Origin of the sequence: Acinetobacter sp. WCHAc060042, assembly GCF_003231195.1 — a bacterium.
In the GTDB taxonomy this organism is placed as follows: domain Bacteria; phylum Pseudomonadota; class Gammaproteobacteria; order Pseudomonadales; family Moraxellaceae; genus Acinetobacter.
In genome coordinates this window covers 117,227-138,097 of record NZ_QKVN01000004.1, presented here as the reverse complement: position 1 = coordinate 138,097, position 20,871 = coordinate 117,227, and the positions used below count along the sequence as shown (strand labels likewise).

Genomic DNA, 20,871 nt, shown 5'->3' with positions numbered 1-20,871 from the left:
CACCCGAAGGTGCTTTTTTATTTGGAAACTTTTATAGATGACTTAACGTTTGCCGTTTTTGTACCAGCCTAAGTGCCGACCATTGTCACCACGGTAGTCGCGATCATTGTATTTATAGTTATTGTAGCGGTAACCACGGTTGTTATCACGACGGTCATAACGATCATTGTAGCGACGGTCATCTTCATCATCGTAACGGCGGTCTTCTGAGACTTTTTTACCGAGAACGGCACCACCTGCTGAACCTAAGCCCGCACCAATATAACCACCATTGGTGCCACCCATGTTTTTACCTACTGTATAACCACCTGCACCGCCAAGTGCTGCACCAATGATTGCGCCATTACGGTCACGTTTGTTGGCTGAAGCGGCTGCACCTGCACCACCGCCAATGGCAGAACCAATCATAGCACCAGTTTGTCCACCCATTTGGTTACCAATTGCGGCACCGACTACACCACCAAGCGCAGAAGTCAGTGCTGTATTCGTACTATTGCCTGCGTATGTAGTCGTCATTGTTAATGCAGAAGTTGCAATTACAGTACTCATTAAAATTGATTTGATTTTCATTTTTAGACTCCTAAGAGTATGTTCATTTCGTCTTGATTTCACTTTAGCGAAACATATAGGAAGAATAATGAAGAGAAACTTTATCAAAATTGTTGCTTTGGTAAATGCTATGTAACGACTCTTCGTATTTTCTACCAGTTTGGCTCTGTGGAATTACGTCTTGATCTGTGCCATAAAAAAGCACCCGAAGGTGCTTTCTATGACATCTTTACAATGCTGTAAATTAATGGTGTTTACGGTGTTTCTTTTTCCATTTTTTTCCATGGTAAGAGCTGGTTTGTTTGTCTTTTGAGATTTTATTCCCTAGTGCTGCACCACCTGCTGCACCTAATGCCGAACCGACATAACCACCGTTGGTACCACCCATGCTTTTACCTACGGTATAACCCGCACCACCACCGATGGCACCGCCAATAGCAGATTCTGTACGATTACGTTTGTCACTTGCAACAGCTGCACCACCTGCGCCACCCAGTGCTGCACCAATGGTTGCACCAGTGTTACCGCCCATATTTTTCCCAATTGCAGTCCCTGCAACACTACCTAAAGCACTTGCAGCAGCAACGCGGGTTGTATTATCTGCATACGCAGTTGCAGTAAACATGGATGCTGTCGCTAATGTTGCTGACATTAAGAGTGTATTTAGTTTCATGTGTTTCTCCATGTCCAACATTGGTTGAACTGTCGTATTTATTTCGATGGCGCTAATGTAACAAAAAGATTCTAGTTAATTGTGAAGAGTTGAAACCAAATTGAAACCCGTTGGTTTCTTGTTTGTATCAGTTTTATTACAAATGTGAATAATGCGAATGAAATTTATTCAGACTCGTGCAAATGTGGATAAACCTAGGAGTGATGTAATTCACACTCTGCGTCATAGACGAATGAAGTGCTATTAAAAGTAGTTGGAGTGGGTGTAGATCATTATTTTAATTTTTAACGTCAATGGCTGAACCTATTTTCAAAAATATACAAATTCGATTTAGCTTATATGGAGTAAAAGTCGGTCCATATTGAATAAAGATGTTCTTTGGGCGATAGAGTCGTTAAACTAAGCGCAAATTTTTTGGTGCTGTGAAACTGTATTGCAGCCTTTATATTGAGATATTTTCCTAATGAAAGAATCGTTACGTTTACGATTAGATCAACTTTCTGACCGTCACGAAGAATTAACAGCATTACTTGCAGATGTAGAAGTGATTTCAGATAACAAGCGTTTCCGCCAACTGTCACGTGAACATAGTGATTTGACTGAAATTACAGAAGTTTGGACCAAGTACAAACAAGCTGAAGCAGACATTGAAACGGCTGAAGCGATGCTGTCAGATCCTGATTTTAAGGAAATGGCTGTTGAAGAAATTAAAGAAAATAAAGCCATTATTGAGTCTCTAGAAGCTGATTTAAATATTTTAATGATTCCGAAAGATCCAAATGATGCCAATTCTGCCTATTTGGAAATTCGAGCGGGTACAGGCGGTGATGAAGCCGCTATCTTCTCGGGTGACTTATACCGCATGTACACCAAGTACGCTGAATCACAAGGCTGGCGTATTGAGGTGTTGTCTGAAAATGAAGGCGAACACGGTGGTTATAAAGAAATCATTTGCTTGGTGAATGGTGAGGGCGTTTACGGCCGCTTGAAGTTTGAAAGTGGCGCGCACCGTGTACAACGCGTACCTGCAACGGAGTCTCAAGGACGCGTGCATACTTCGGCGTGTACTGTTGCGATTTTGCCTGAAATTGATGTTGATACAACGGTCGAGATTAATGCATCAGACTTACGTATTGATACCTACCGTGCCTCAGGTGCGGGTGGTCAGCACATCAACAAAACCGATTCGGCTGTGCGTATTACCCATATTCCAACAGGAACGGTGGTGGAATGTCAGGAGGAGCGTTCGCAGCATAAAAACAAAGCTAAAGCCATGGCTTTACTTGCTTCACGTTTGGAAAATGCAAAACGTGCAGCAGCTGATGCAGCAACGTCTGAAATGCGCCGTGACTTGGTCGGCTCGGGTGATCGTTCAGAGCGTATCCGTACCTATAACTATCCGCAAGGTCGTATGACCGATCACCGTATTAACTTAACTTTATACAAGTTAGATGCGGTTATGGAAGGCGATTTAACTGAACTATTAGATAGCTTACACCGCGAATACCAAGCAGATCAGCTTGCGATGCTTGCACAGCAGAATGGTGGATAATGAATATTGCCCAAGCTTTGGCTTTACGTGGTGAAGCTGAGAGTTACGAACGTCAAGAAAATGCATGGTTGCTGGAACACATTACCAAAATTGATTCTTTTGATTTGGTTATGAAAAAAGACCAAGTGCTGACCGATGAGCAAGAGCAAGCCTATGTTGCAGCACTTGCGCGAATTGAAGCAGGAGAGCCTTTGGCTTATGTGACAGGTTCACAGCCATTTTGGACGCTGGATCTGATTGTCACTCCTGATACCTTAGTGCCACGTCCAGATACCGAGGTACTGGTTGAAACTGTACTACGTTTAGACTTACCTGAAGATGCGCGCATCGTCGACTTAGGTACAGGGACGGGTGCGGTTGCGCTTTCATTGGCCAGTGAACGGGACACGTGGGACATCACGGCGACCGATATTTATGAGCCGACTTTAGCGGTTGCCCAGCAAAATGCAGAAAAGCATGACTTAAATGATGTGACTTTTGTGTGTGGTAGTTGGTTTGCACCGCTGAATCGAAAGTTTTTTGATGTGATTGTATCGAACCCGCCATATATTGATGCTGATGATACACACATGCAAGACTTAGCAACTGAACCTGAACGTGCCTTGGTTGCTGCGGATCATGGTTTGGCTGATTTAAAAGTCATTATCCAGCAAGGCAAAAAGCATTTAACCCTCGATGGCTGGGTGGTGCTTGAACATGGTTATGATCAAGCTGACGCTGTACAGAAAATCTTTAAAGAAGCGGGCTATAAGCAAGTCCGTACGGTAAAAGATTATGGTGGGAATGACCGCGTCACTTTAGGGCAGTGGACACAATAATTTCATTGTTCCCTTCAAAATAAAAGCGCAGTTGATGCGCTTTTATTTTTTCTATCTTATGTTCCAAATACGTCACGCCAACGCAGTAGCCAAGTCTCGATGGCTTTCATGATGCCATCGCTGAATTTTCCAAGTACGGCTAATAGAATGATCGCTAAAATCACAATATCGGGACGCGAAGTTTCTCGTCCATCACTCAGTAAGTAACCAATGCCTTGTGTCGCTGCAATCAGTTCTGCGGCAATCATAAACATCCATGCCAAACTTAAACTGTTGCGTAGTCCCGTTAAAATTCCCGGAGATGCCGCAGGTAAAATAATCTGTTGGACTTGCTGCCAGTATTTCAGTCGATAGACTTGCGCGACTTCGATGAGCTTACGATCGACACCTTTAATCGCTGCGACCGTGTTGGTATAGGTCGGAAAAAATGCGCCAATCGCAATCAGGGTGATTTTTGATGCTTCATCTATTCCCAACCACAGTAAAAGTAGAGGAATCCACGCTAAGCTTGGGATGGATTTAATCGCTGAAAAACTGGGTTCTAAAAATGCTTCAACCTGTTTGTTGAGTCCGACCAAAATCGCACAAATTAACGCCAGAGCACTGCCAATAAAAAAGCCTAAAAACACCCGCCATGTACTGGTCCAGACATGCATCCATAAATCTGCCTGCCATAAATCTAGAAAGGTTTGCCATAAACTACTGGGTGCAGGCAATAAATAAGGTTCAATAAAACCTGCACGGACCAGATATTCACAAGCAATCAGTAAGAGCACTGGAAGGGTGATGGCTTTGAGAACACGCTTCAATTTCAACTGAAATGAGGAACCCTTTTTCACTTCAACAGGGGTGAAAGAGCTCGCGACTGACTTGGTCATTATTTGCTTACAACCTTTTGTGCATATTGCGGCTTAAACAACTGAGTCACGACTTGATTAACATTGGTGCCTTTACGGACTAAGTCTTCTTCATTCAAAATACTGCCAGACTTTTGTAATGCTGCAATCTGTTTGGCTGACGGAATATTTTGATCAAAATTGGTACGGCTTAATTGTAATTTTGCGACATTCAACGGAAGTTTGGACTCGCGTGCCAATAACTCCGCCAGTTTCTCTGGATTAGCTTTGGCCCACTTACGTGCTTGTTCATAGGCTTTAATTACCGCTTCAATGGCTTCGGGGCTTTGCTGAGAAAAAGACTCTTTGACACTGAGCACGCTATAACTATTAAACCCAATATTTCGATACAGTAGTTTTGCGCCAGATTGCACTTGTGCCGATGCCATCAGTGGATCTAGGCCTGCCCAAGCATCGACTTGACCACGTTCTAAAGCTGTTTTGCCATCTGGATGTTGTAAATGGACCAGTTGCACGTCACGTTTATTTAGACCCACTGTATCCAATGCTTGTAGGGTAAACAGAAATGGATCTGTGCCTTTAGTTGCTGCAATTTTCTTTCCTTTTAAGTCTTTTAAACTTTTAATCGGGGAGTTTTTAGCAACCACCAAAGCGGTCCATTCAGGTTGGCTCTGGATATATACGGTATTAATTGGACTGCCGTTGGCACGACTGAGCACGGCTGCAAGCCCTGCGGTTGAAGCAAAATCGACACTGCCGCTATTTAAATATTCCAGCGAACGGTTACTACCTTGGCTAAACACCCATTTAATTTCAGTTTTAGGTAAGGCTTTTTCTAACAATTTCTGCTCTTTCACCACAAGACTGGTTGGTGCGTAATAGGCATAATCGAGTTTGAGTGTGTTTGGAATAGCGGCATGGGCATAAGAGCCGATCAGACCTAAAATCAGTGAAGTGCTCAGTAGTTTAAAGTTTTTCATGTTGCATCATTTAAATAAGTTCATTTGTGGATTCTTTTAACCTTATGTATGCGAAAAATAAAAAAAGAAAAATGGATAACAAAATATTAAATTGAAATAAACGAGTGGTCTTTGTTTAACTATCTGAATTTTAATAACTTGGTTGAGTTATGTGCAGTTTTGGGAGTATAGAATAACTTCCAAAAAGCATAGAATAATTTCTTCTTATATGAAAATTACATAACTAAATCATTCATTTTGAATGTAAAAAAAGCGACTGTAAAAGTCGCTTTTTTTGAGGGATTGCAAGTTTACATAGGATAGTCTTGTAAGCTGTCAGAAACTTCAACTTGCTCTAAAGCATCAGTTTCAAGTGCAAGGCAAAGCGTCACAATTTTCTTTAGATCGGCCAGATATTGTTCATCTTTAAACGATGCACCTAACTGCAGGGCTTGAATACGGTCAGCGCTAATATCCAACGCTTGAGCAGCTTCAATTGCATCAACTTCATTAAAAAATGCAGTAACAGCATGATTTAATTCGAGGTCTGATGCATTGAGAATGCCTTGATCCAGTTGCTCTTCAAATTGTGGGGTAGGAGACTGCAAAGCTTGAGTAAAGTTTTGCACCAGACGTTGATCGAGAACATCAATCATTTTAAGCATGTCATAACCTTTAAAAGAAATAAGGTGATTAAACAGGGGGAGTACAGCCAGAAATAAGCATTAAAGAATGCTTTAAAATTGGTTGAAAAATAATCCATTTTGGAGCTTTTTGCAAATAGATTCCGATAAATGAAAGATGGATTTGTTAAGTGAATGAAAAGCTTAAATTTATTAAATTGAGTGCCTGTGTGCATTTCATACGACTGTTGCAAGGGGCTCGGATAGATCAAAAAGAAGCAATTTAATATGGAATATTGTGAAATTTTAATTAAAAATTTATTTGAGTTTATTTTAAGCTATTGAAATATATTAATTATGTTGTCAGTGCTGTTGCAAATTACTTTATTTTGAGATTACAGATGCAGATTCAAAAGATTGTGGAATTTCAATTTATAAATACAAGCTAAAGCAAGTTGAGGTACATCACCTTGCTTTAGTTGTCTGTGTTTGGGGTAGAGAATGATGAACGTTTACGCCACTAGTTAAAGTGCTTTTGCCTCAGTTGTTCTAGGCGGAGTTGATACTGCTGTTGCCATGCACTTTCAGCTAAATTTTGTTTTTGCTGGTTCATTTCTTGGTTTAGAGCAGTAAGCTCAGATTGGTAACTGGCGATCTGTTGTTGCTGACGAGCGACTTGTTGTTCGCGTTCAGCCATTTGCGCCGCTTCTTTGCCTGAAAAGTAGCTGTTACGAATGTGTTGGGTAATTTCTTGTTGCTGTATTGGGTCGGTGACGCCAATTAAAGCCAATTTAAGGGCTTTATCATAACCACCACTTTGACCATCAATGTTTTTGCTCGAGTTTTTATATTGTTGCTGTAATTGCGCAAGTTCACTCAGACGTTGTTGTAGTGTCATTTGCGGTGCTCGTCCCAAGAGTTCACCATAAGCAAACTGATAGCTGGCAAATTCTTTTTCTTCAGCAAAGCCGAGTTGTGTTTCTTGCTTACCTAAAGTCTGCTCACGTAAGTTCCAAATTTCCTGATAACGCTGTTGTGGTGTCATTTGTGTGGACATGGTTTTAGCTTGCATTTCTTTTTCGTACAGTGGTAGGCGTTCTATCAATCGTTTTAAAGTCTGGGCAAACTGCTGATCTGGATATTCGGTCAATACCTGTTTTAATAATGCCTGACAGTTGGTATCGGGGCAGTTTTGCTGTAACTGGTTTAATAATTGTGTGATATTGCCCGGATTTTTTTGAAAGTGTTGAATAATTTGTTGGATGGATTCTTGTTGCTGCATTTTTGACTCATCGATGTTTGCAGCAGCAAGCTTCTCTTGCAAACTGCTGGGTTGAGCAGTCTCTGTAAGGGACGGTGAGGATGCCTGAGTTTGACCCGATGTGGCATAGGATGGGCCAAGGCCCAACCATATCACCACACCGATCACCAATACACTCAGCACCAAAGCGATAAGCCGTAAGCGCTTCATTATTCTTCCTTATGGGTTGTATTGGAATTGACCCATTACTGGGAAATGGTCCGATAAGTCCCAAGTCATAAATAAGGGATCGGTAGCCGAGCGAAGAATGCGAACATCATTACGTGCTTGCATAGGCTGACGGTGGTTATTGGATGACACCACATAGTCTAAATACTCTACGGTAGAGCCGCCCGTGAGTCCTGCACCCGCGAGTTTATTTACCCGTGGATCGAAGGTCGATTCGGTATATCCTGTGCTGACAGGTACCGTACCATTCAAGTTAATTTGCATTTGTGCATAATCTTGCGGCCACAGTAGCTAGTTGACATTAAAGTCACCGCCCATAAGAACTGCATCAAATGACGGGATATTTTGCTTATCGACCAAAGCGCGGATTTGCTTAAATTGTTGCTGGCGCATATCACGTGCCGCGTCGGTATCAAACGATGCGGTATGCGTGGAGGTCACATGATAGGCTTTGCCATTCTTGAGAATTTCAGCATAAATCACGCCTTTATCGGCAAAACAGTCAATCCCTGTACAGCTCGGGTAAATAAAATGATCCGTTTTTACGATAGGATGACGACTGGCAATCAATATACCGCTGTCATAAATGTTGTAGCCTGAACCGATTGGAATATAGGTTTGGTACGGATATTCCTGAGCTAATTTGGCCAACATGGCGGTACGACCAGAAGCAAAGGTCTCTTGGAATAAAATCGCGTCGTAGCCTTTTAGGTTTTGCGGCAGTTGCTCTAAACGTGAATCAATTTTACTTGCCACTAAAGGAAGGGCATAAATATTGTAGGTTAAAACTTTAAACTCATCGGCACTGCTGGCAACAGGTTCTGGCACGGTATTTTGATGGATGGTGTAGTGGAAGTCGTCATAACCACCAGTGTATTCAGCTTTAAAAGCAGTCTGCGCCGTTTTTCCTGCATAATTGGTGTTGAAACGCTGAATGTTACGGTCGTTGAACCATGGTGCAGAGAAATCACTGCCAGATGCAGAATGTTTAATATTACTTCCAGACCAAGTGCCAGTCATAGATTGTTTCAGGGTGACGCTTGAACCACCGCCTGTAATCACGGTATCAAAATTATAGGTTTGGCCTGACTTTAGCCCAGTATAACGGTTATAACGCAGTACACGTTTGGTTTCATAAGGGGCAATTTGAGTGGCTTCTTGAGCCCATTGACTCCCTTGCGTTAAGGTGCGTGTACCGTGATGATTAATATTGACGGAGACTGTTTCAGGGGTGGTATTGGTCACATAAACGTATGAGTCGGCTATCACTGGCTGACTGCACACTAATAATGATAACCATCCGATATTTTTCATTAAGTTTTTATTTAATTGGCTACTCATGTTTTCCCTCCATGATGTTTTTATTCAACATTGTGTCAAGAACAATATGACGAGATCACTATGGCAGTTAATTTTTTGAAGTCAGTGACAAAGTGCGACAGCACCTTGATTTTCCGATGAATGAGCATCAAAAATTCAATTTAATGTATAAGCTCTGTTGACATTTCATTTGGCAAATCAAAACCCAAGTCAGAACAATAGAATGTTAAGATTTTACTTGAACGAGAGAATTTTATTGGCTAGTGATTTGTGATGTAGAAAGAGCAAGAGCATCTCGTAGTTGCTTATACCAATCGACCTGAGTTAAGCGTCCTTATTTTGACGATAAGCACCGGGACTGACCCCAGTCCACTTTTTAAAAGCACGGTGGAACGCACTCGGATCATGAAAATTGAGTTCAGTGCTAATGTCTTGTAATGATACTTGGCTGTTACTGAGCAGCTCAATCGCCATATCACGGCGTATATCATTTTTCAGTTGCTGATAACTGAAACCTTCACTTTTCAGTCGCCGCTGAATAGTCGCCTCAGACATATTGAAATGATGGGCAATTTCAGACAGTTCAAGCCATTGTATAGGCGGCTCTTGCATTAAGTAGCGACGAATTTGGGCACTGGTTGAATGTGGATTTTTATAACGGGTCAGTAAAATATGTGGAGTTTGCTGAATAAATTGATACCACGATTTACTGTCCTGTTTTATTGGCATTTTTAAATAATTGGCATCGAACTGAATATAGTTTTCAGCCATTTGATACTGGATATTTTCACAAAAACGAACTTTGTAGTCGATGTCATCTGTAGGTGCATCACATTTGAGTTGAATTTGATTCAAAATCACCCGTTGACCCACTAGCCAACACATAAGCGCATGAATCAGCATGATATAAGTCGCGTAACTAAACATGCGCTTGGGCTGTTGTCGTTCATAAATCACAATATAGGCATAATGCTCTTGCACCATGAGTTGACTGCTAAAGTCATCTAGCACCAGATTCATAAACTGCAAAATATGTTGAATGGCTTGGTCCAGCTGGGTGGTGTGTAATAGTGATTTAGACAAAAACTGAAAACTGCCACGGCGCATAGCATGACGATCCATCCCAAAAAACTCATCATTCATGACATTGGACAGTTCAGTCCAGAGCTGTGCATATTGATTGACTGAGACTCGTGCCTTTGTCGCACTTAACAGTTCGTTATTGATGCCTGCATTTTTCAAAATATCAGCAACTGCATATCCCTGCTTTTCAGCTTCAAACAATGCTTCGTGTACCAAAGCAATTGAAATGGAATCTTTCTGGGTGTTTGCATGTTCCGATGCAGTCATAGTGGCTTCCATATTTTTATTGTGCATTTTGAGCATTGTCCAAAACCATCATGGAAGATGCAATATTTGGAAATTGTACTTAAAGGGTTCTGTGTTTACATTTCTTCTTAAGTCGTAGCATTCAATCATACAAGGAAAAATAAATGAAGATTCAAGGGAAGGTTTTTGTCGTTACAGGTGGTGCATCGGGTTTAGGTGCGGCAACAGCACGTCATTTGATTGAACAAGGTGCGAAAGTCATTTTGGTAGATATGAACCAAGCTTTAGGTGAAGAGCTACAGCGTGAGTTGGGTGAAAATGCTCAGTTTAAAAGCCTTGATGTTACTGATGAGCACGCCGTGCAAAGTTTCTTCCAAGAAGTCGAGGCGGAATATGCACAATTGAATGGTTTGGTGAACTGTGCGGGTGTAGCGCCTTCAGCCAAAGTGTTGGGTCGTGAGGGTATTCATGAGCTGGCTTTATTCCAAAAAGTATTAAACATCAATGTCTCAGGTACTTTTAATATGCTGCGTTTTGCTGCGCAGTTAATCGCGAAATATGAACCTCAAGCTGGTGAAGAAGAACGTGGCGTGATTGTGAATACAGCTTCAGTTGCAGCCTATGACGGCCAAATTGGCCAGACCGCTTATGCAGCATCGAAAGGCGCGGTTGTCTCAATGACTTTGCCGCTGGCACGCGAGCTAGCACGTGAAAAAATTCGAGTGATGACCATTGCTCCAGGCATTATGGAAACGCCAATGTTGAAGGCGATGCCGCAAAATGTACAAGATGCGCTAGGTGAAATGGTGCCATTTCCGAAGCGTTTGGCAAAACCGCAGGAGTTTGCTCAGCTGGTAGGGCATATTTTTGAAAATAGTTATTTGAATGGTGAAGTGATTCGTTTAGATGGCGCAATTCGTATGCAGCCTAAATAATTTCTTAGGGTATACCCATTGCGGAGTCTTACCTTAAATAAATTCTTTTGTATTAGCTTATTCAGTTACTTTTGTTTTGGCAAAAGTAACCAAAACCATTGTCATTTGCAAAACTCGTTGAATTACATCTTCTGATCAATAACTCGCAAAAACATGACGTAGAAATGTAGTCCTGCCTCGGACAGTTGCAAATGACTTTTTCGCGTATCAAATTCTAAGAATGGACGCTAAAAATAGATATTCAGGGCTTAATTTAACTTTAAAAATTAAATCAAGGCACTGACAGAGAAAGGGACATCTAATGCTTTTAAATGAAGAACAAAAAATGGTTCAGGATATGTTGCGTAGTTATTCGCAAGAAAAACTGAAGCCAACCGCAGCTGCACGTGACAAAACTGCACAGTTTCCTGCGCAAGAACTCAAAGAGCTGGGTGAGTTAGGTGCTTTGGGTATGACTGTTTCACCTGAGTGGGGTGGTGCGGGCCTAGATTATATTTCACTGGTGGTGGCACTTGAGGAAATTGCAGCAGGTGATGGTGCTATTTCGACTATTGTCAGTGTGCAAAACTCATTGCCGTGTGGCATTACCCAGCGTTATGGCACTGATGCGCAAAAGCAGAAATATTTAAGCAAGCTTGCTACAGGTGAGTGGTTGGGATGTTTTTGTCTCACTGAACCACAAGCAGGCTCAGATGCAGGAGCGTTGGAATGTAAGGCCGTTCGTGAGGGCGATGAATGGGTGCTGAATGGAACCAAGCAATTCATTACCACAGGTAAGCATGCCCAAGTCGCTTTAGTTTTTGCAGTCACAGACAAGGCTGCGGGTAAGAAAGGAATTTCTTGCTTTTTAGTCCCAACCGAGAGCGAAGGTTATATCGTCTCTCGTATAGAGGAAAAGATGGGGCAGCACTGTTCGGATACGGCAACTATTGTTTTAGATAACTGCCGCATTCCGGCAGATCATTTGCTAGGTGCGGAAGGTGAGGGCTATAAAATTGCCCTCTCAAATTTGGAGTCGGGACGTATTGGTATTGCCGCGCAATCAGTGGGTATGGCTCGTGCAGCTTTGGATGCAGCAGTTGAATATGCCAATGACCGCAAAGCCTTTGGTGTTGAAATTGTACAACATCAGGCCGTTGCTTTTCGTTTAGCCGATATGGCGACACAAATTGAAGCGGCACGCCAGTTAATTTTCCATGCAGCCGCTTTGAAGGACGCAGGATTGCCGTGTTTAAAAGAAGCGTCTATGGCCAAACTGTTTGCCTCAACTATGGCGGAGCGTGTTTGTTCTGATGCGATTCAAATTCATGGTGGTTATGGCTATGTCTCAGATTTTCCAGTTGAGCGAATTTATCGGGATGTTCGTGTGAGCCAGATTTATGAAGGAGCATCTGATATTCAACGTCTGGTCATTGCACGTGAAGTCACCAAGGTTTAAGTTGACTCAGTTTTAGACCTTGGTCGATGTTCAAAGCTTGCATTTTCATTGAGGGATTTGGAAATTGTAGGTGCATTTAAAACATGGTTATCTAGGTACAGCGGTTAATTACGGTCACTAAGTCGGGCAGTTAAGCTGCTTTAGGTTTTCAAACAATATAGGACTGACAATGAGGTCAGTTCAACGCTTAAAACGATAAAGAACATGGACGGCCAAAGTGGATTTGGCCTTAAAAAATGGATAATACGAGGTTGTCGTGATGAAGACATTAGAACAAGCCCACCAAGAATTTAACTATGAGCAATTGATTCGGGAACAATTGGTCGGTCAACCCAATGCAATGAATGCCTATATTGAGTGCTGTCAGCGTTATGTCGGTCAGCAAAAAACAGCACTCATTTGGGAAGGAAAAAATGGTGAGTCTGAGCAATGGAGTTTTGAACAGCTCGATGTGGCCTCAGCACAGTTGGCAAATTATTTTAAAAGTATCGGGATTCAAGTGGGTGACTGTATCGCAGGGCTGTTACCGCGTACGCCAGAACTATTGATTACGATTTTAGCAACATGGCGGATCGGTGCAATTTATCAACCTCTGTTCACCGCTTTTGAGTCGAAGGCGATTGAACATCGAGTTTTAACTGCGAATACTAAATTGATTGTGACCAATGCGGAGCAACGTCCAAAGTTAAATCATGTTGAAGTCAAATATATTCTTACAGTGAATGCGGGAATAAATTTAGCCAGCAATGAAGCTGATTTTTGGCAAGAGGTCAAACAACAGTCCGATCAATGTGAAGCTGTTTTACGTAGCTTTGATGATGATTTCCTGATGATGTTTACCTCGGGCACCACAGGTTTGGCGAAATCAGTGCCTGTCCCTTTAAAAGCAGTTTTGGCTTTTAAGGGCTATATGCAATATGCGGTAGATTTAAGAGATGATGATTCATTCTGGAATTTAGCCGATCCGGGCTGGGCTTATGGGTTGTACTATGGAATCACAGGCCCGCTCAGCTTGGGGCATAGCATCATTATGGATGAGCGTGCATTTAGTGTCGATCATGCAGTTGAGGTTATTAAAAAGTATCGTGTCAGTAACTTAACGGGTTCACCTACAGCTTTTCGAATGTTCTTCGGTTTTAAAGAAAAGTTTGATCCTTCCATTAAAACTCACTTACGCGCCGTGAGTAGTGCAGGTGAGCCTTTAACCCCAGAAGTGATTCATTGGTTCAATAATGATCTGAACGTCAACATTTATGACCAGTATGGACAAACTGAGTTGGGCATGGTGATTGCCAACCATCATGCACTGGAGCATGAGAAAAAAGTCGGGTCGGCAGGCTTTGCCAATCCTGGACACCGCTTTGCTGTACTGGATGCGAACCACCAAGAAGTGAAGCGCGGAGAGATTGGAACGTTGGCGATAGACTTTAGCCAGTCACCACTGACATGGTTTAAGGGTTATGGTGGCAATAATCGAAAGTCCTTTGTGGGACAGTATTATTTAACTGGTGATACGGTCAAACTGAATGAAATTGGCGGTATTGATTTTGTTGGACGTGCTGACGATGTCATTACAACATCAGGCTATCGAGTTGGGCCTTTTGATGTCGAAAGTACTTTGCTTGAGTGTGTAGAGGTTTTAGAGTCGGCTGTGATTGGTAAGCCTGACCCAGAACGCACTGAAGTGGTGAAAGCTTTTGTGGTACTGAAACCGCAGTACCAAGCATCTAAAGAATTGGATAGCAAACTCCAAGCTTATGTGCGTTCACGTTTATCTAAACATGCGTATCCGAAAGAGATTGAGTTTGTTGAAAGCTTGCCGAAAACGTCGAGTGGCAAAATTCAACGTAATTTATTGAAACAGCAAGAAGTGGCAAAGATACAAACCTTACAAGCTGCAATTTAATTTAAAATAAAAGGGTCTTAGTGGTAAGTCGAATTCGCAGTAATTGTTGATCTAACCGATTGAAAAAAATTATCTTGGCGGAGTCTTATCGAATTTTCATCCAATTTTGTCATTAGCCTGCGGCTCGCCCTACTTTTGTTTCGGCAAAAGTAGGCAAAACCATTGTCACCTGCAAAACCTGTTCTTTTCTTGGATTTATTAAAAGATATCGAAGAAACATTATCTTGCTTAGACCATGCAGGTTGCAGATGACATTTTCGCGTATCATATTTTTTGTTGAACTCTAATTAGAATTAAAGCCAGCCAGTTCTAAATGGGCTGGCTTTTCTTTGCTCCATTTATAGTGATATGTGACCTGTGGGAACACCGCCTGAAATATAGCTAGATGTATAAACAGCCTAAGTAAATTTAACTAGGCAACTACTATGATTCAATATCCGTAATTTAAAAATGAAAAGATGAGCCATTTAAAGCACATCGCATTTATTGAATTTGTGCATAGCCAATCTTAGTTTCATAGTTATAATTCGACATCAATATTTTCTTTAGCAAAAGGCTGAATCATGGACGAGTTAGATGAAAGTCTAGAACTCAGTAATGCTGAAATGCATCTCTATAGTCGCCAGATCTTATTGGACGGATGGGATATAGAGGCACAAGAAAAACTCAAGTTGGCCAACGTCCTTATCGTGGGCTGTGGAGGCATTGGTTGTTTGACTGCGGAGTTACTGGCACGTGCTGGCGTAGGGCAAATCACTCTGATTGATGCAGATACGATCGAAGTAAGCAATCTGCAAAGACAGATTGCTTATGTAGAAAACAATGTCGGTTTCTATAAAGCAGAGGTTTTGGCCCAGCGTTTAAAGCAGATCAATCCCTATATCCAAGTCCATGCGCATACTGTAAAGCTTGATACAGCCAATGCAGCTCGCTTAATGGTTGGTCAGGACCTAGTTCTTGATGGTTGTGATAATTTTACGACGCGGTATTTGGTCAATCAGCAGTGTAAAGCGGCCAATATTCCACTCATCAGTGCATCGGCCATTGGTTTTCAAGGGCAACTCTTTATGGTGGAAGGCGAGTCTGCTTGTTATGAATGTCTGTTCCCGAAAGAAGAACATGCGAATGAAAGCCTACGCTGTGCAGATTCGGGCGTTTTAGCTACCACCCCTAACGTGATGGCTAGTCTTCAAGCGCATCATGCACTTTTATACTTGGGTTTAAATGTCTCCGCACTCAAACAACGCCTGTTGCTTTGGGATGGCTTAAGTATGAAACAACGTTTGCTTACTTTCGAAAAAGATACAGATTGTCCAGTTTGTCAGGCAAGATAAGCCTGCAATTTTTTCATTCTTTGATACACTCAATACAATTTATTTTTGACCGATATTATGAAAAACAATATCTTTTTAGATGGACTGCGCTCTGTTGCCCGTGTTGGGGAAACAGCAGTCATTGCAGCGCGTGCAGGTATTAAGTACGCAACTGAAAAACCAAGTAATGCCAAACTGATGCGTGAAACCTTTGAGTCTTTGGGTTCAACCTATATCAAGTTGGGTCAGTTTATTGCCAGTACACCTTCACTTTTTCCACGTGAATACGTTGAAGAATTCCAAGGCTGTTTAGACCAAACCCCATCTTTACCGTTTAGTTATGTACAAGGGGTTTTGGCATCTGAGTTTGAAGGTCGAAATCTGTCTGAGATTTTTGCATCAATTGATGAAACACCGTTAGCTTCGGCATCTATTGCCCAAGTCCATGCCGCAAAACTGGTGACGGGCGAAGATGTAGTGATTAAAGTACAAAAGCCAGGTGTAGAAACAATTCTCTATACTGACTTAAATGTGCTGCACTGGGCAACTAAGGTCTTGGAAAAAGCGGTGCCTAAAGTCAAATTTGCATCTCTTGCAGACATTGTGGAAGAAATCAAAACCCGCATGGTTCGTGAAGTCGATTTTATTGAAGAAGCCAGTAATCTGGATGACTTTGTCAACTATCTCAATATCACACAAAACCATAAAGCCATGGCACCGAAGGTCTATCACCAATATTCGACTCGCCGTGTGCTGACCATGCAACGGTTATATGGTGTACCATTAACCGATTTTAATGTGGTGAAACAGCGTTGCAAAGATCCATCCCAAGTCCTGATTACTGCCATGAATACATGGTTTGGTAGTCTGATGATGTGTAATAGCTTCCATGCTGACTTACACGCTGGAAACTTGATGTTGCTTGATGATGGTCGTGTCGGTTTTATTGACTTTGGAATTGTGGGCCAGTTGAAACCTGAAGTCTGGACAGCTTGTATCGCCTTTATGGATGCCTTACAAAAAACCGATTATGCACTCATGGCGGAAAACATGCTGAAAATGGGCATGACCGCAGTGCAGATTGATACGCAAGTGTTGGCCGCAGATCTTGAGCGTTTATTTAGTGGTGTGCTGTTGGCAGATCCGCAAGAATTGCTGAGTTCAAACCCAGCAGATTTGAATGACATTATGATGGATATGGTCGCAGTGGGCGAGCGTCACGGCATTCGCTTCCCACGTGATTTTGCCTTGTTATTTAAACAGATGCTGTATTTCGATCGTTTCATGCGCATCCTTGCACCGTATACCGACATCTATGCTGACCAGCGTTTGCAAATGGTGCAAACTATCGACCCAAATGTGTTGTTAAAAAACTAAATTCTTTTGAAGCACATTCTCCAAAAAATCCCTTTCAGTCCTTCTTTTGAAAAGAGGGACTGAAAAACGCTTTCCTGTTAAAGGGGTGAGAAACATGGTTTCGTAATGCAGGAATTAAAAGTCAAAATCGGTTAAAGGTAATAATGTGGACGCAATTATCATTGAAGGTTTAAAAGTTGAAACAGTGATTGGCTGTTTTAACTGGGAACGTCAGATTATTCAGCCTTTAATGTTGGATATGATTATTCAAACAGATTTGGAGCAAGCATCAAACTCAGATGACTTAGACCATACCTTAAATTATGCTGAAATTTGTGAAATCGCGGCAAAGGTTATTCAAGAAGCCAAGCCTGAACTGATTGAACATGCGGCAAAGTTGGTCATCAACGCACTTTTTTCTACCTTTCATGCGATTGAATCAATTAATATTACCATCCGTAAGCCTGCCATTATCGCGCAAGCAAATTCTGTAGGAATTCGTCTTGAACGCCACCGAAACGATTTTCGCCCTAGCTCTGGCGAGTAATAATAACCCTCAGCAACATTTTTTATATGCCTCTGATGAGTTATCTAAAATTGGGCAGCTGCAATTTTCGAACATTTATTTAATTCCATGTCGTGATGGTGTCGGAGCAGATTATTGGAATGCAGCCTGTTTGCTGAAATCGTCTTTGTCTGTTACCGATATTTCGGTATTGTTGAAAAATATGGAAGCTGCATCTGGGCGTATCCGCCCATCGCATCAGATTGCCTTGGATGTTGATTTGATTGCATGGGGTGACAACCTAGAGCATATGCAATTTAATCCTAAGAAACTGCCTTTGGCTTTAGATGTTAAAATTCCAATGTTTGATGTGTGGAAGGATGCTGCCTTTCAACATGCAGAGCATACATTTCCAACGGTCAGTTGTTTAGAAACCAATTAACATATTGAAGTGTGATTGCATTTATAACTGCTTTAAGATGTATATAAAAATACAATTCAAAGCGAGTTATTTCATGAAAATACAAATTTTGAGTGCGCTTTTTTTAGCAATGCTTGTAGCGGGTTGTCAATCAAATCCATCAAACTTGGTTGAAGCGGAATCAGATCTGACTTCAGTAGTGACAAGTACAGTTGGGAATGAAGTCTCAGCATCGAAATCTGTTGAAAATAAAGCGCTAGAGCAGGCGGTGCATGCCTATACGCAAGATCAGTCAAATTATCAAACTAATACTTTTGATTTGAATCAGGATGGTCTGGCTGATGCAGTGGTACTGCTGGATGGTTCAGAATGGTGTGGTTCTGGTGGATGTACTTTATTGGTCTTTAAAGGACTTGCTAATGGACGCTTCCAACCACATAGCAAAATGACCGTATCATCTACCCCAATTTATGCTTTAAGTACACAGACGCAAGGTTGGCATGATTTGTCGGTTTACACACGTGGTTTAGGACAGGTCATACTCAAGTTCAACGGAAAAAGTTATCCATCCAACCCTTCATTGGCAACTAAATATACAGCGAATTTGAAACAAGTAAGCAATACCTTATTGTTGCCGATCGTTGTGGAATAACTCAGCACTAAGTCAATAAAAAAGCAGTGGTGATTCCACTGCTTTTTTATTTAAACCCTTGTTGTTTAAATAAAATAACTGGTCTTGGTCATGAGTTTTGATATAGCCGTCATGGTGATTTTGACAGGAATAGGTAAATCGACACCGCCAGCATTTAGTGCTGTATCACGGTGATGTAATTCATCTTCATTCATTTGTACAAGGATATTGCGTGAACGATCATCTTGAGCAGGGAGTTGGCTGATGTGGTGTTGTAAATGCAGACTGACTTGGCGCTCCGTTTCTGCAACAAAACCTAAGCTATATTTATCGCCTGCAATGCCTGCGATTGCGCCCATACCAAAAGACAAACCATACCAAATTGGATTGAGCAGACTGGTATGGCTATCCAGTTCTTTTAAGCGGTCTTCACACCATGCGAGATGGTCTTGTTCTTCAATCGCGGCTTGTTCCATTTCACGGCGTACATTTGGCAGTTTTGCAGTTAAGGCCTGACCATGATAGAGCGCTTGAGCACAGACTTCGCCACTATGGTTGACTCGCATTAAACCAGCAACATGACGCGCTTCACTGACGGCCAGTTGGGTTTCTACCGCCTTACCTGGGTTCTCGCGTTGAGCAGACGTTGTGCCAGGAACTAAGCTGCGCAGGGCTTGATCAAAAGAATTGATAAATTTATCTATGCCAGTGTAATGACGCATAACTTTAGTCCTCTAACTCAGGTTGTACAGTTTTTAGCATAGGCTTAAGTCGATATAACAACCATACTGTAAAAACTGCACTTAATATAGCGGTAATGCTGAAAAGTATTTTAATATCAATCTTTAAAACACTTAAAATGATAATCGAAAATACAGCAGATGACACCATAAACACCGCATTTAAAATGTTGTTTGCGGCAACAACACGTGCACGGTGTGACCGCGGAGAATACGCTTGCATCATGGCATACAAGGGTACGATATAAAAACCACCACTGATGCCAAGCAAAGTCACTGCGAGCATGACATGATAGTAAACCATACCGTGGTTGAACATATCGCTAACATTGAGCATTGCCCCTGTACGTTCTGGGACATAAGCGAGACTCAAGGCCAAATAAAAGGCAAATAAAGTCAGTCCAATAGCACCCACAGGCACCATTTTTATATTTACTTCTGAACCACCAATCTTACGGCATAACAGCGAACCGACCCCAATGCCGACAGAGAAAAAGGTCAAGAGTAGGCTTACGACATTTTCTGAAGCGTGTAGATTTTGCAAGGTCAACTGCGGAATTTGAGTGAGGTAGGTCGCCCCATAAAACCAATACCATGAATTCCCCAGTAAAACCATAAAAATGAGGGGCAGGCTTTTGGCATATTGAAGTGTTTGAAAACTCGTTCTAAAGAAATTCCAGTCGATCTTTAAATCGGGTGCGCTGACTTTTTGTTTTAAAATATAGCGGCTAGAGAAATAACCCAAAATAGCAATCGTAACCACAGTCAGGCTAATCCAAAACAAATTGCCATTTGACGCTGAAATGACCGCACCACCTAAAATCATGCCCACCAATATGGCAATAGATGTACCTGATTGGAACAATGCGTTGCCAGACATGAGTTCATTTGGCTTGAGAATCTCAGGTAAAATGGCGTATTTGATTGGGCCAAAGAAGGTGGAGTGTGTGCCCATCATAAATAAAGCCAACAACAGCAACCATAGATTTCCCAATAAGAATCCTGCTGAGCCAATCAGCATAATCACAATTTCTAAAATTTTAATGCCGCGAATCAACTGTGAGCGTTCAAATTTGTCAGCAATTTGTCCTGCTGTTGCGGAGAAAATAAAGTAAGGTAGGATAAATAAAAGTGCAGCTAGATTATTGAGTGTACTTACACTGGCTGCTTGTTGATTAATCCATCCATAAGTAATGACTAAAAGCAAAGCTTGTTTATAAACATTGTCGTTTAATGCACCAAAGAATTGGGTAATAAACATGGGAAGAAAGCGACGGGTACTTAATAGATGTTCATTGTTTTTCATGCTTTTTGCACTGCATTAAGTTTTATTAAGAAATGTGACTAATTGCTCAATCGTTCAATAAAATCATGTAAGATATTTAAAACCTGAAATTGGGTAAAATAATCAATAGATTTCAGTTCTTTTGGGTCATTTCATTAGAGCAAATCCATAA

General features: G+C 41.6%; 19 protein-coding genes and 1 pseudogene. 10 read left to right on the top strand and 10 right to left on the bottom strand.

What is annotated here, in order from left to right; genetic code table 11:
• Window positions 1-42: 42 nt before the first annotated feature.
• Both DPG01_RS03250 and DPG01_RS03245 read right to left on the bottom strand, forming a co-directional pair.
• Complete coding sequence (locus DPG01_RS03250; protein WP_086207723.1) at window positions 43-570, bottom strand: hypothetical protein; 528 nt, start codon at window positions 568-570, stop codon at window positions 43-45.
• A 223-nt stretch (window positions 571-793) separates the two neighbouring features.
• A complete protein-coding gene (locus tag DPG01_RS03245; protein WP_086207722.1) occupies window positions 794-1,222 on the bottom strand; it encodes a glycine zipper domain-containing protein in 429 nt (142 codons plus the stop codon).
• A 463-nt stretch (window positions 1,223-1,685) separates the two neighbouring features.
• On the opposite strand from DPG01_RS03245, the gene prfA reads away from it, so the two are divergent.
• Together prfA and prmC are read left to right on the top strand one after the other, a co-directional pair.
• Window positions 1,686-2,774 carry a peptide chain release factor 1 gene (gene prfA, locus DPG01_RS03240; RefSeq protein ID WP_110974166.1) on the top strand — a complete coding sequence of 363 codons (1,089 nt, stop codon included), beginning with the start codon at window positions 1,686-1,688 and terminating at the stop codon, window positions 2,772-2,774.
• Window positions 2,774-3,592, top strand: coding sequence for a peptide chain release factor N(5)-glutamine methyltransferase (prmC, locus tag DPG01_RS03235; RefSeq protein WP_086207720.1), 819 nt, complete (start codon window positions 2,774-2,776; stop codon window positions 3,590-3,592). The genes prfA and prmC overlap by 1 nt, the downstream gene beginning before the upstream one ends.
• A gap of 56 nt (window positions 3,593-3,648) precedes the next feature.
• Here the strand turns inward: prmC and DPG01_RS03230 are convergent, their stop codons facing one another.
• The 6 genes and pseudogenes from DPG01_RS03230 to DPG01_RS03205 form a co-directional block, all read right to left on the bottom strand.
• The gene (locus DPG01_RS03230) at window positions 3,649-4,470 is read right to left on the bottom strand and encodes an ABC transporter permease (protein ID WP_110974165.1); all 822 of its coding nucleotides are present in this window, start codon (window positions 4,468-4,470) and stop codon (window positions 3,649-3,651) included.
• A complete protein-coding gene (locus tag DPG01_RS03225) occupies window positions 4,470-5,429 on the bottom strand; it encodes an aliphatic sulfonate ABC transporter substrate-binding protein (protein ID WP_110974164.1) in 960 nt (319 codons plus the stop codon). Before DPG01_RS03225 ends, DPG01_RS03230 begins: the two co-directional genes overlap by 1 nt.
• Before the next feature lie 290 nt (window positions 5,430-5,719).
• Complete coding sequence (locus tag DPG01_RS03220; protein WP_110974163.1) at window positions 5,720-6,073, bottom strand: hypothetical protein; 354 nt, start codon at window positions 6,071-6,073, stop codon at window positions 5,720-5,722.
• Window positions 6,074-6,551: 478 nt separating this feature from the next.
• Window positions 6,552-7,502, bottom strand: a complete 951-nt coding sequence (locus DPG01_RS03215; RefSeq protein WP_110974162.1) for a hypothetical protein — start codon at window positions 7,500-7,502, stop codon at window positions 6,552-6,554.
• Window positions 7,503-7,511: 9 nt separating this feature from the next.
• Window positions 7,512-8,834, bottom strand: a pseudogene (locus DPG01_RS03210) (sphingomyelin phosphodiesterase).
• 330 nt (window positions 8,835-9,164) lie between these two features.
• Window positions 9,165-10,190, bottom strand: a complete 1,026-nt coding sequence (locus tag DPG01_RS03205) for an AraC family transcriptional regulator (RefSeq protein ID WP_110974168.1) — start codon at window positions 10,188-10,190, stop codon at window positions 9,165-9,167.
• A 143-nt stretch (window positions 10,191-10,333) separates the two neighbouring features.
• On the opposite strand from DPG01_RS03205, the gene DPG01_RS03200 reads away from it, so the two are divergent.
• The 8 genes from DPG01_RS03200 (at window position 10,334) to DPG01_RS03165 (ending at window position 18,695) form a co-directional block, all read left to right on the top strand.
• Window positions 10,334-11,104, top strand: a complete 771-nt coding sequence (locus DPG01_RS03200; protein ID WP_110974161.1) for a 3-hydroxyacyl-CoA dehydrogenase — start codon at window positions 10,334-10,336, stop codon at window positions 11,102-11,104.
• 301 nt (window positions 11,105-11,405) lie between these two features.
• On the top strand, window positions 11,406-12,542 hold the full coding sequence (locus DPG01_RS03195) for an acyl-CoA dehydrogenase family protein (protein WP_110974160.1): 1,137 nt from the start codon (window positions 11,406-11,408) through the stop codon (window positions 12,540-12,542).
• A gap of 259 nt (window positions 12,543-12,801) precedes the next feature.
• Window positions 12,802-14,448 (top strand): AMP-binding protein, encoded by a 1,647-nt coding sequence (locus DPG01_RS03190; RefSeq protein WP_110974159.1) that lies wholly within the window; start codon window positions 12,802-12,804, stop codon window positions 14,446-14,448.
• A 563-nt stretch (window positions 14,449-15,011) separates the two neighbouring features.
• Window positions 15,012-15,782 carry a HesA/MoeB/ThiF family protein gene (locus DPG01_RS03185; protein ID WP_110974158.1) on the top strand — a complete coding sequence of 257 codons (771 nt, stop codon included), beginning with the start codon at window positions 15,012-15,014 and terminating at the stop codon, window positions 15,780-15,782.
• Window positions 15,783-15,839: 57 nt separating this feature from the next.
• Window positions 15,840-17,138, top strand: a complete 1,299-nt coding sequence (locus tag DPG01_RS03180; RefSeq protein WP_110974157.1) for an ABC1 kinase family protein — start codon at window positions 15,840-15,842, stop codon at window positions 17,136-17,138.
• 145 nt (window positions 17,139-17,283) lie between these two features.
• A complete protein-coding gene (gene folB / locus DPG01_RS03175; RefSeq protein ID WP_086207712.1) occupies window positions 17,284-17,664 on the top strand; it encodes a dihydroneopterin aldolase in 381 nt (126 codons plus the stop codon).
• The gene (locus tag DPG01_RS03170; RefSeq protein ID WP_110974156.1) at window positions 17,621-18,064 is read left to right on the top strand and encodes a 2-amino-4-hydroxy-6-hydroxymethyldihydropteridine diphosphokinase; all 444 of its coding nucleotides are present in this window, start codon (window positions 17,621-17,623) and stop codon (window positions 18,062-18,064) included. Before folB ends, DPG01_RS03170 begins: the two co-directional genes overlap by 44 nt.
• A 73-nt stretch (window positions 18,065-18,137) precedes the next feature.
• A complete protein-coding gene (locus tag DPG01_RS03165; protein ID WP_228156957.1) occupies window positions 18,138-18,695 on the top strand; it encodes a hypothetical protein in 558 nt (185 codons plus the stop codon).
• Between the two features lie 65 nt (window positions 18,696-18,760).
• Here DPG01_RS03165 and coq7 read toward each other — a convergent pair whose 3' ends face one another.
• Both coq7 and DPG01_RS03155 read right to left on the bottom strand, forming a co-directional pair.
• Window positions 18,761-19,396: a 2-polyprenyl-3-methyl-6-methoxy-1,4-benzoquinone monooxygenase gene (gene coq7 / locus DPG01_RS03160; RefSeq protein WP_004696505.1), complete on the bottom strand. Its 636-nt coding sequence runs from the start codon at window positions 19,394-19,396 to the stop codon at window positions 18,761-18,763.
• Between the two features lie 4 nt (window positions 19,397-19,400).
• A complete protein-coding gene (locus tag DPG01_RS03155; protein ID WP_086207709.1) occupies window positions 19,401-20,720 on the bottom strand; it encodes an MFS transporter in 1,320 nt (439 codons plus the stop codon).
• Between the last annotated feature and the right edge of the window lie 151 nt (window positions 20,721-20,871).

Coding starts and splice junctions, on each gene's coding strand:
- DPG01_RS03250 (WP_086207723.1), bottom strand. CDS start 570: ATGAAAATCAAATCAATTTTAATGAGTACTGTAATTGCAACTTCTGCA.
- DPG01_RS03230 (WP_110974165.1), bottom strand. CDS start 4,470: ATGACCAAGTCAGTCGCGAGCTCTTTCACCCCTGTTGAAGTGAAAAAG.
- DPG01_RS03225 (WP_110974164.1), bottom strand. CDS start 5,429: ATGAAAAACTTTAAACTACTGAGCACTTCACTGATTTTAGGTCTGATC.
- DPG01_RS03215 (WP_110974162.1), bottom strand. CDS start 7,502: ATGAAGCGCTTACGGCTTATCGCTTTGGTGCTGAGTGTATTGGTGATC.
- DPG01_RS03165 (WP_228156957.1), top strand. CDS start 18,138: ATGAAAATACAAATTTTGAGTGCGCTTTTTTTAGCAATGCTTGTAGCG.
- DPG01_RS03245 (WP_086207722.1), bottom strand. CDS start 1,222: ATGAAACTAAATACACTCTTAATGTCAGCAACATTAGCGACAGCATCC.
- DPG01_RS03155 (WP_086207709.1), bottom strand. CDS start 20,720: ATGAAAAACAATGAACATCTATTAAGTACCCGTCGCTTTCTTCCCATG.
- DPG01_RS03190 (WP_110974159.1), top strand. CDS start 12,802: ATGAAGACATTAGAACAAGCCCACCAAGAATTTAACTATGAGCAATTG.
- DPG01_RS03200 (WP_110974161.1), top strand. CDS start 10,334: ATGAAGATTCAAGGGAAGGTTTTTGTCGTTACAGGTGGTGCATCGGGT.
- prfA (WP_110974166.1), top strand. CDS start 1,686: ATGAAAGAATCGTTACGTTTACGATTAGATCAACTTTCTGACCGTCAC.
- prmC (WP_086207720.1), top strand. CDS start 2,774: ATGAATATTGCCCAAGCTTTGGCTTTACGTGGTGAAGCTGAGAGTTAC.
- DPG01_RS03220 (WP_110974163.1), bottom strand. CDS start 6,073: ATGCTTAAAATGATTGATGTTCTCGATCAACGTCTGGTGCAAAACTTT.
- DPG01_RS03180 (WP_110974157.1), top strand. CDS start 15,840: ATGAAAAACAATATCTTTTTAGATGGACTGCGCTCTGTTGCCCGTGTT.
- DPG01_RS03185 (WP_110974158.1), top strand. CDS start 15,012: ATGGACGAGTTAGATGAAAGTCTAGAACTCAGTAATGCTGAAATGCAT.
- DPG01_RS03205 (WP_110974168.1), bottom strand. CDS start 10,190: ATGACTGCATCGGAACATGCAAACACCCAGAAAGATTCCATTTCAATT.
- coq7 (WP_004696505.1), bottom strand. CDS start 19,396: ATGCGTCATTACACTGGCATAGATAAATTTATCAATTCTTTTGATCAA.
- DPG01_RS03195 (WP_110974160.1), top strand. CDS start 11,406: ATGCTTTTAAATGAAGAACAAAAAATGGTTCAGGATATGTTGCGTAGT.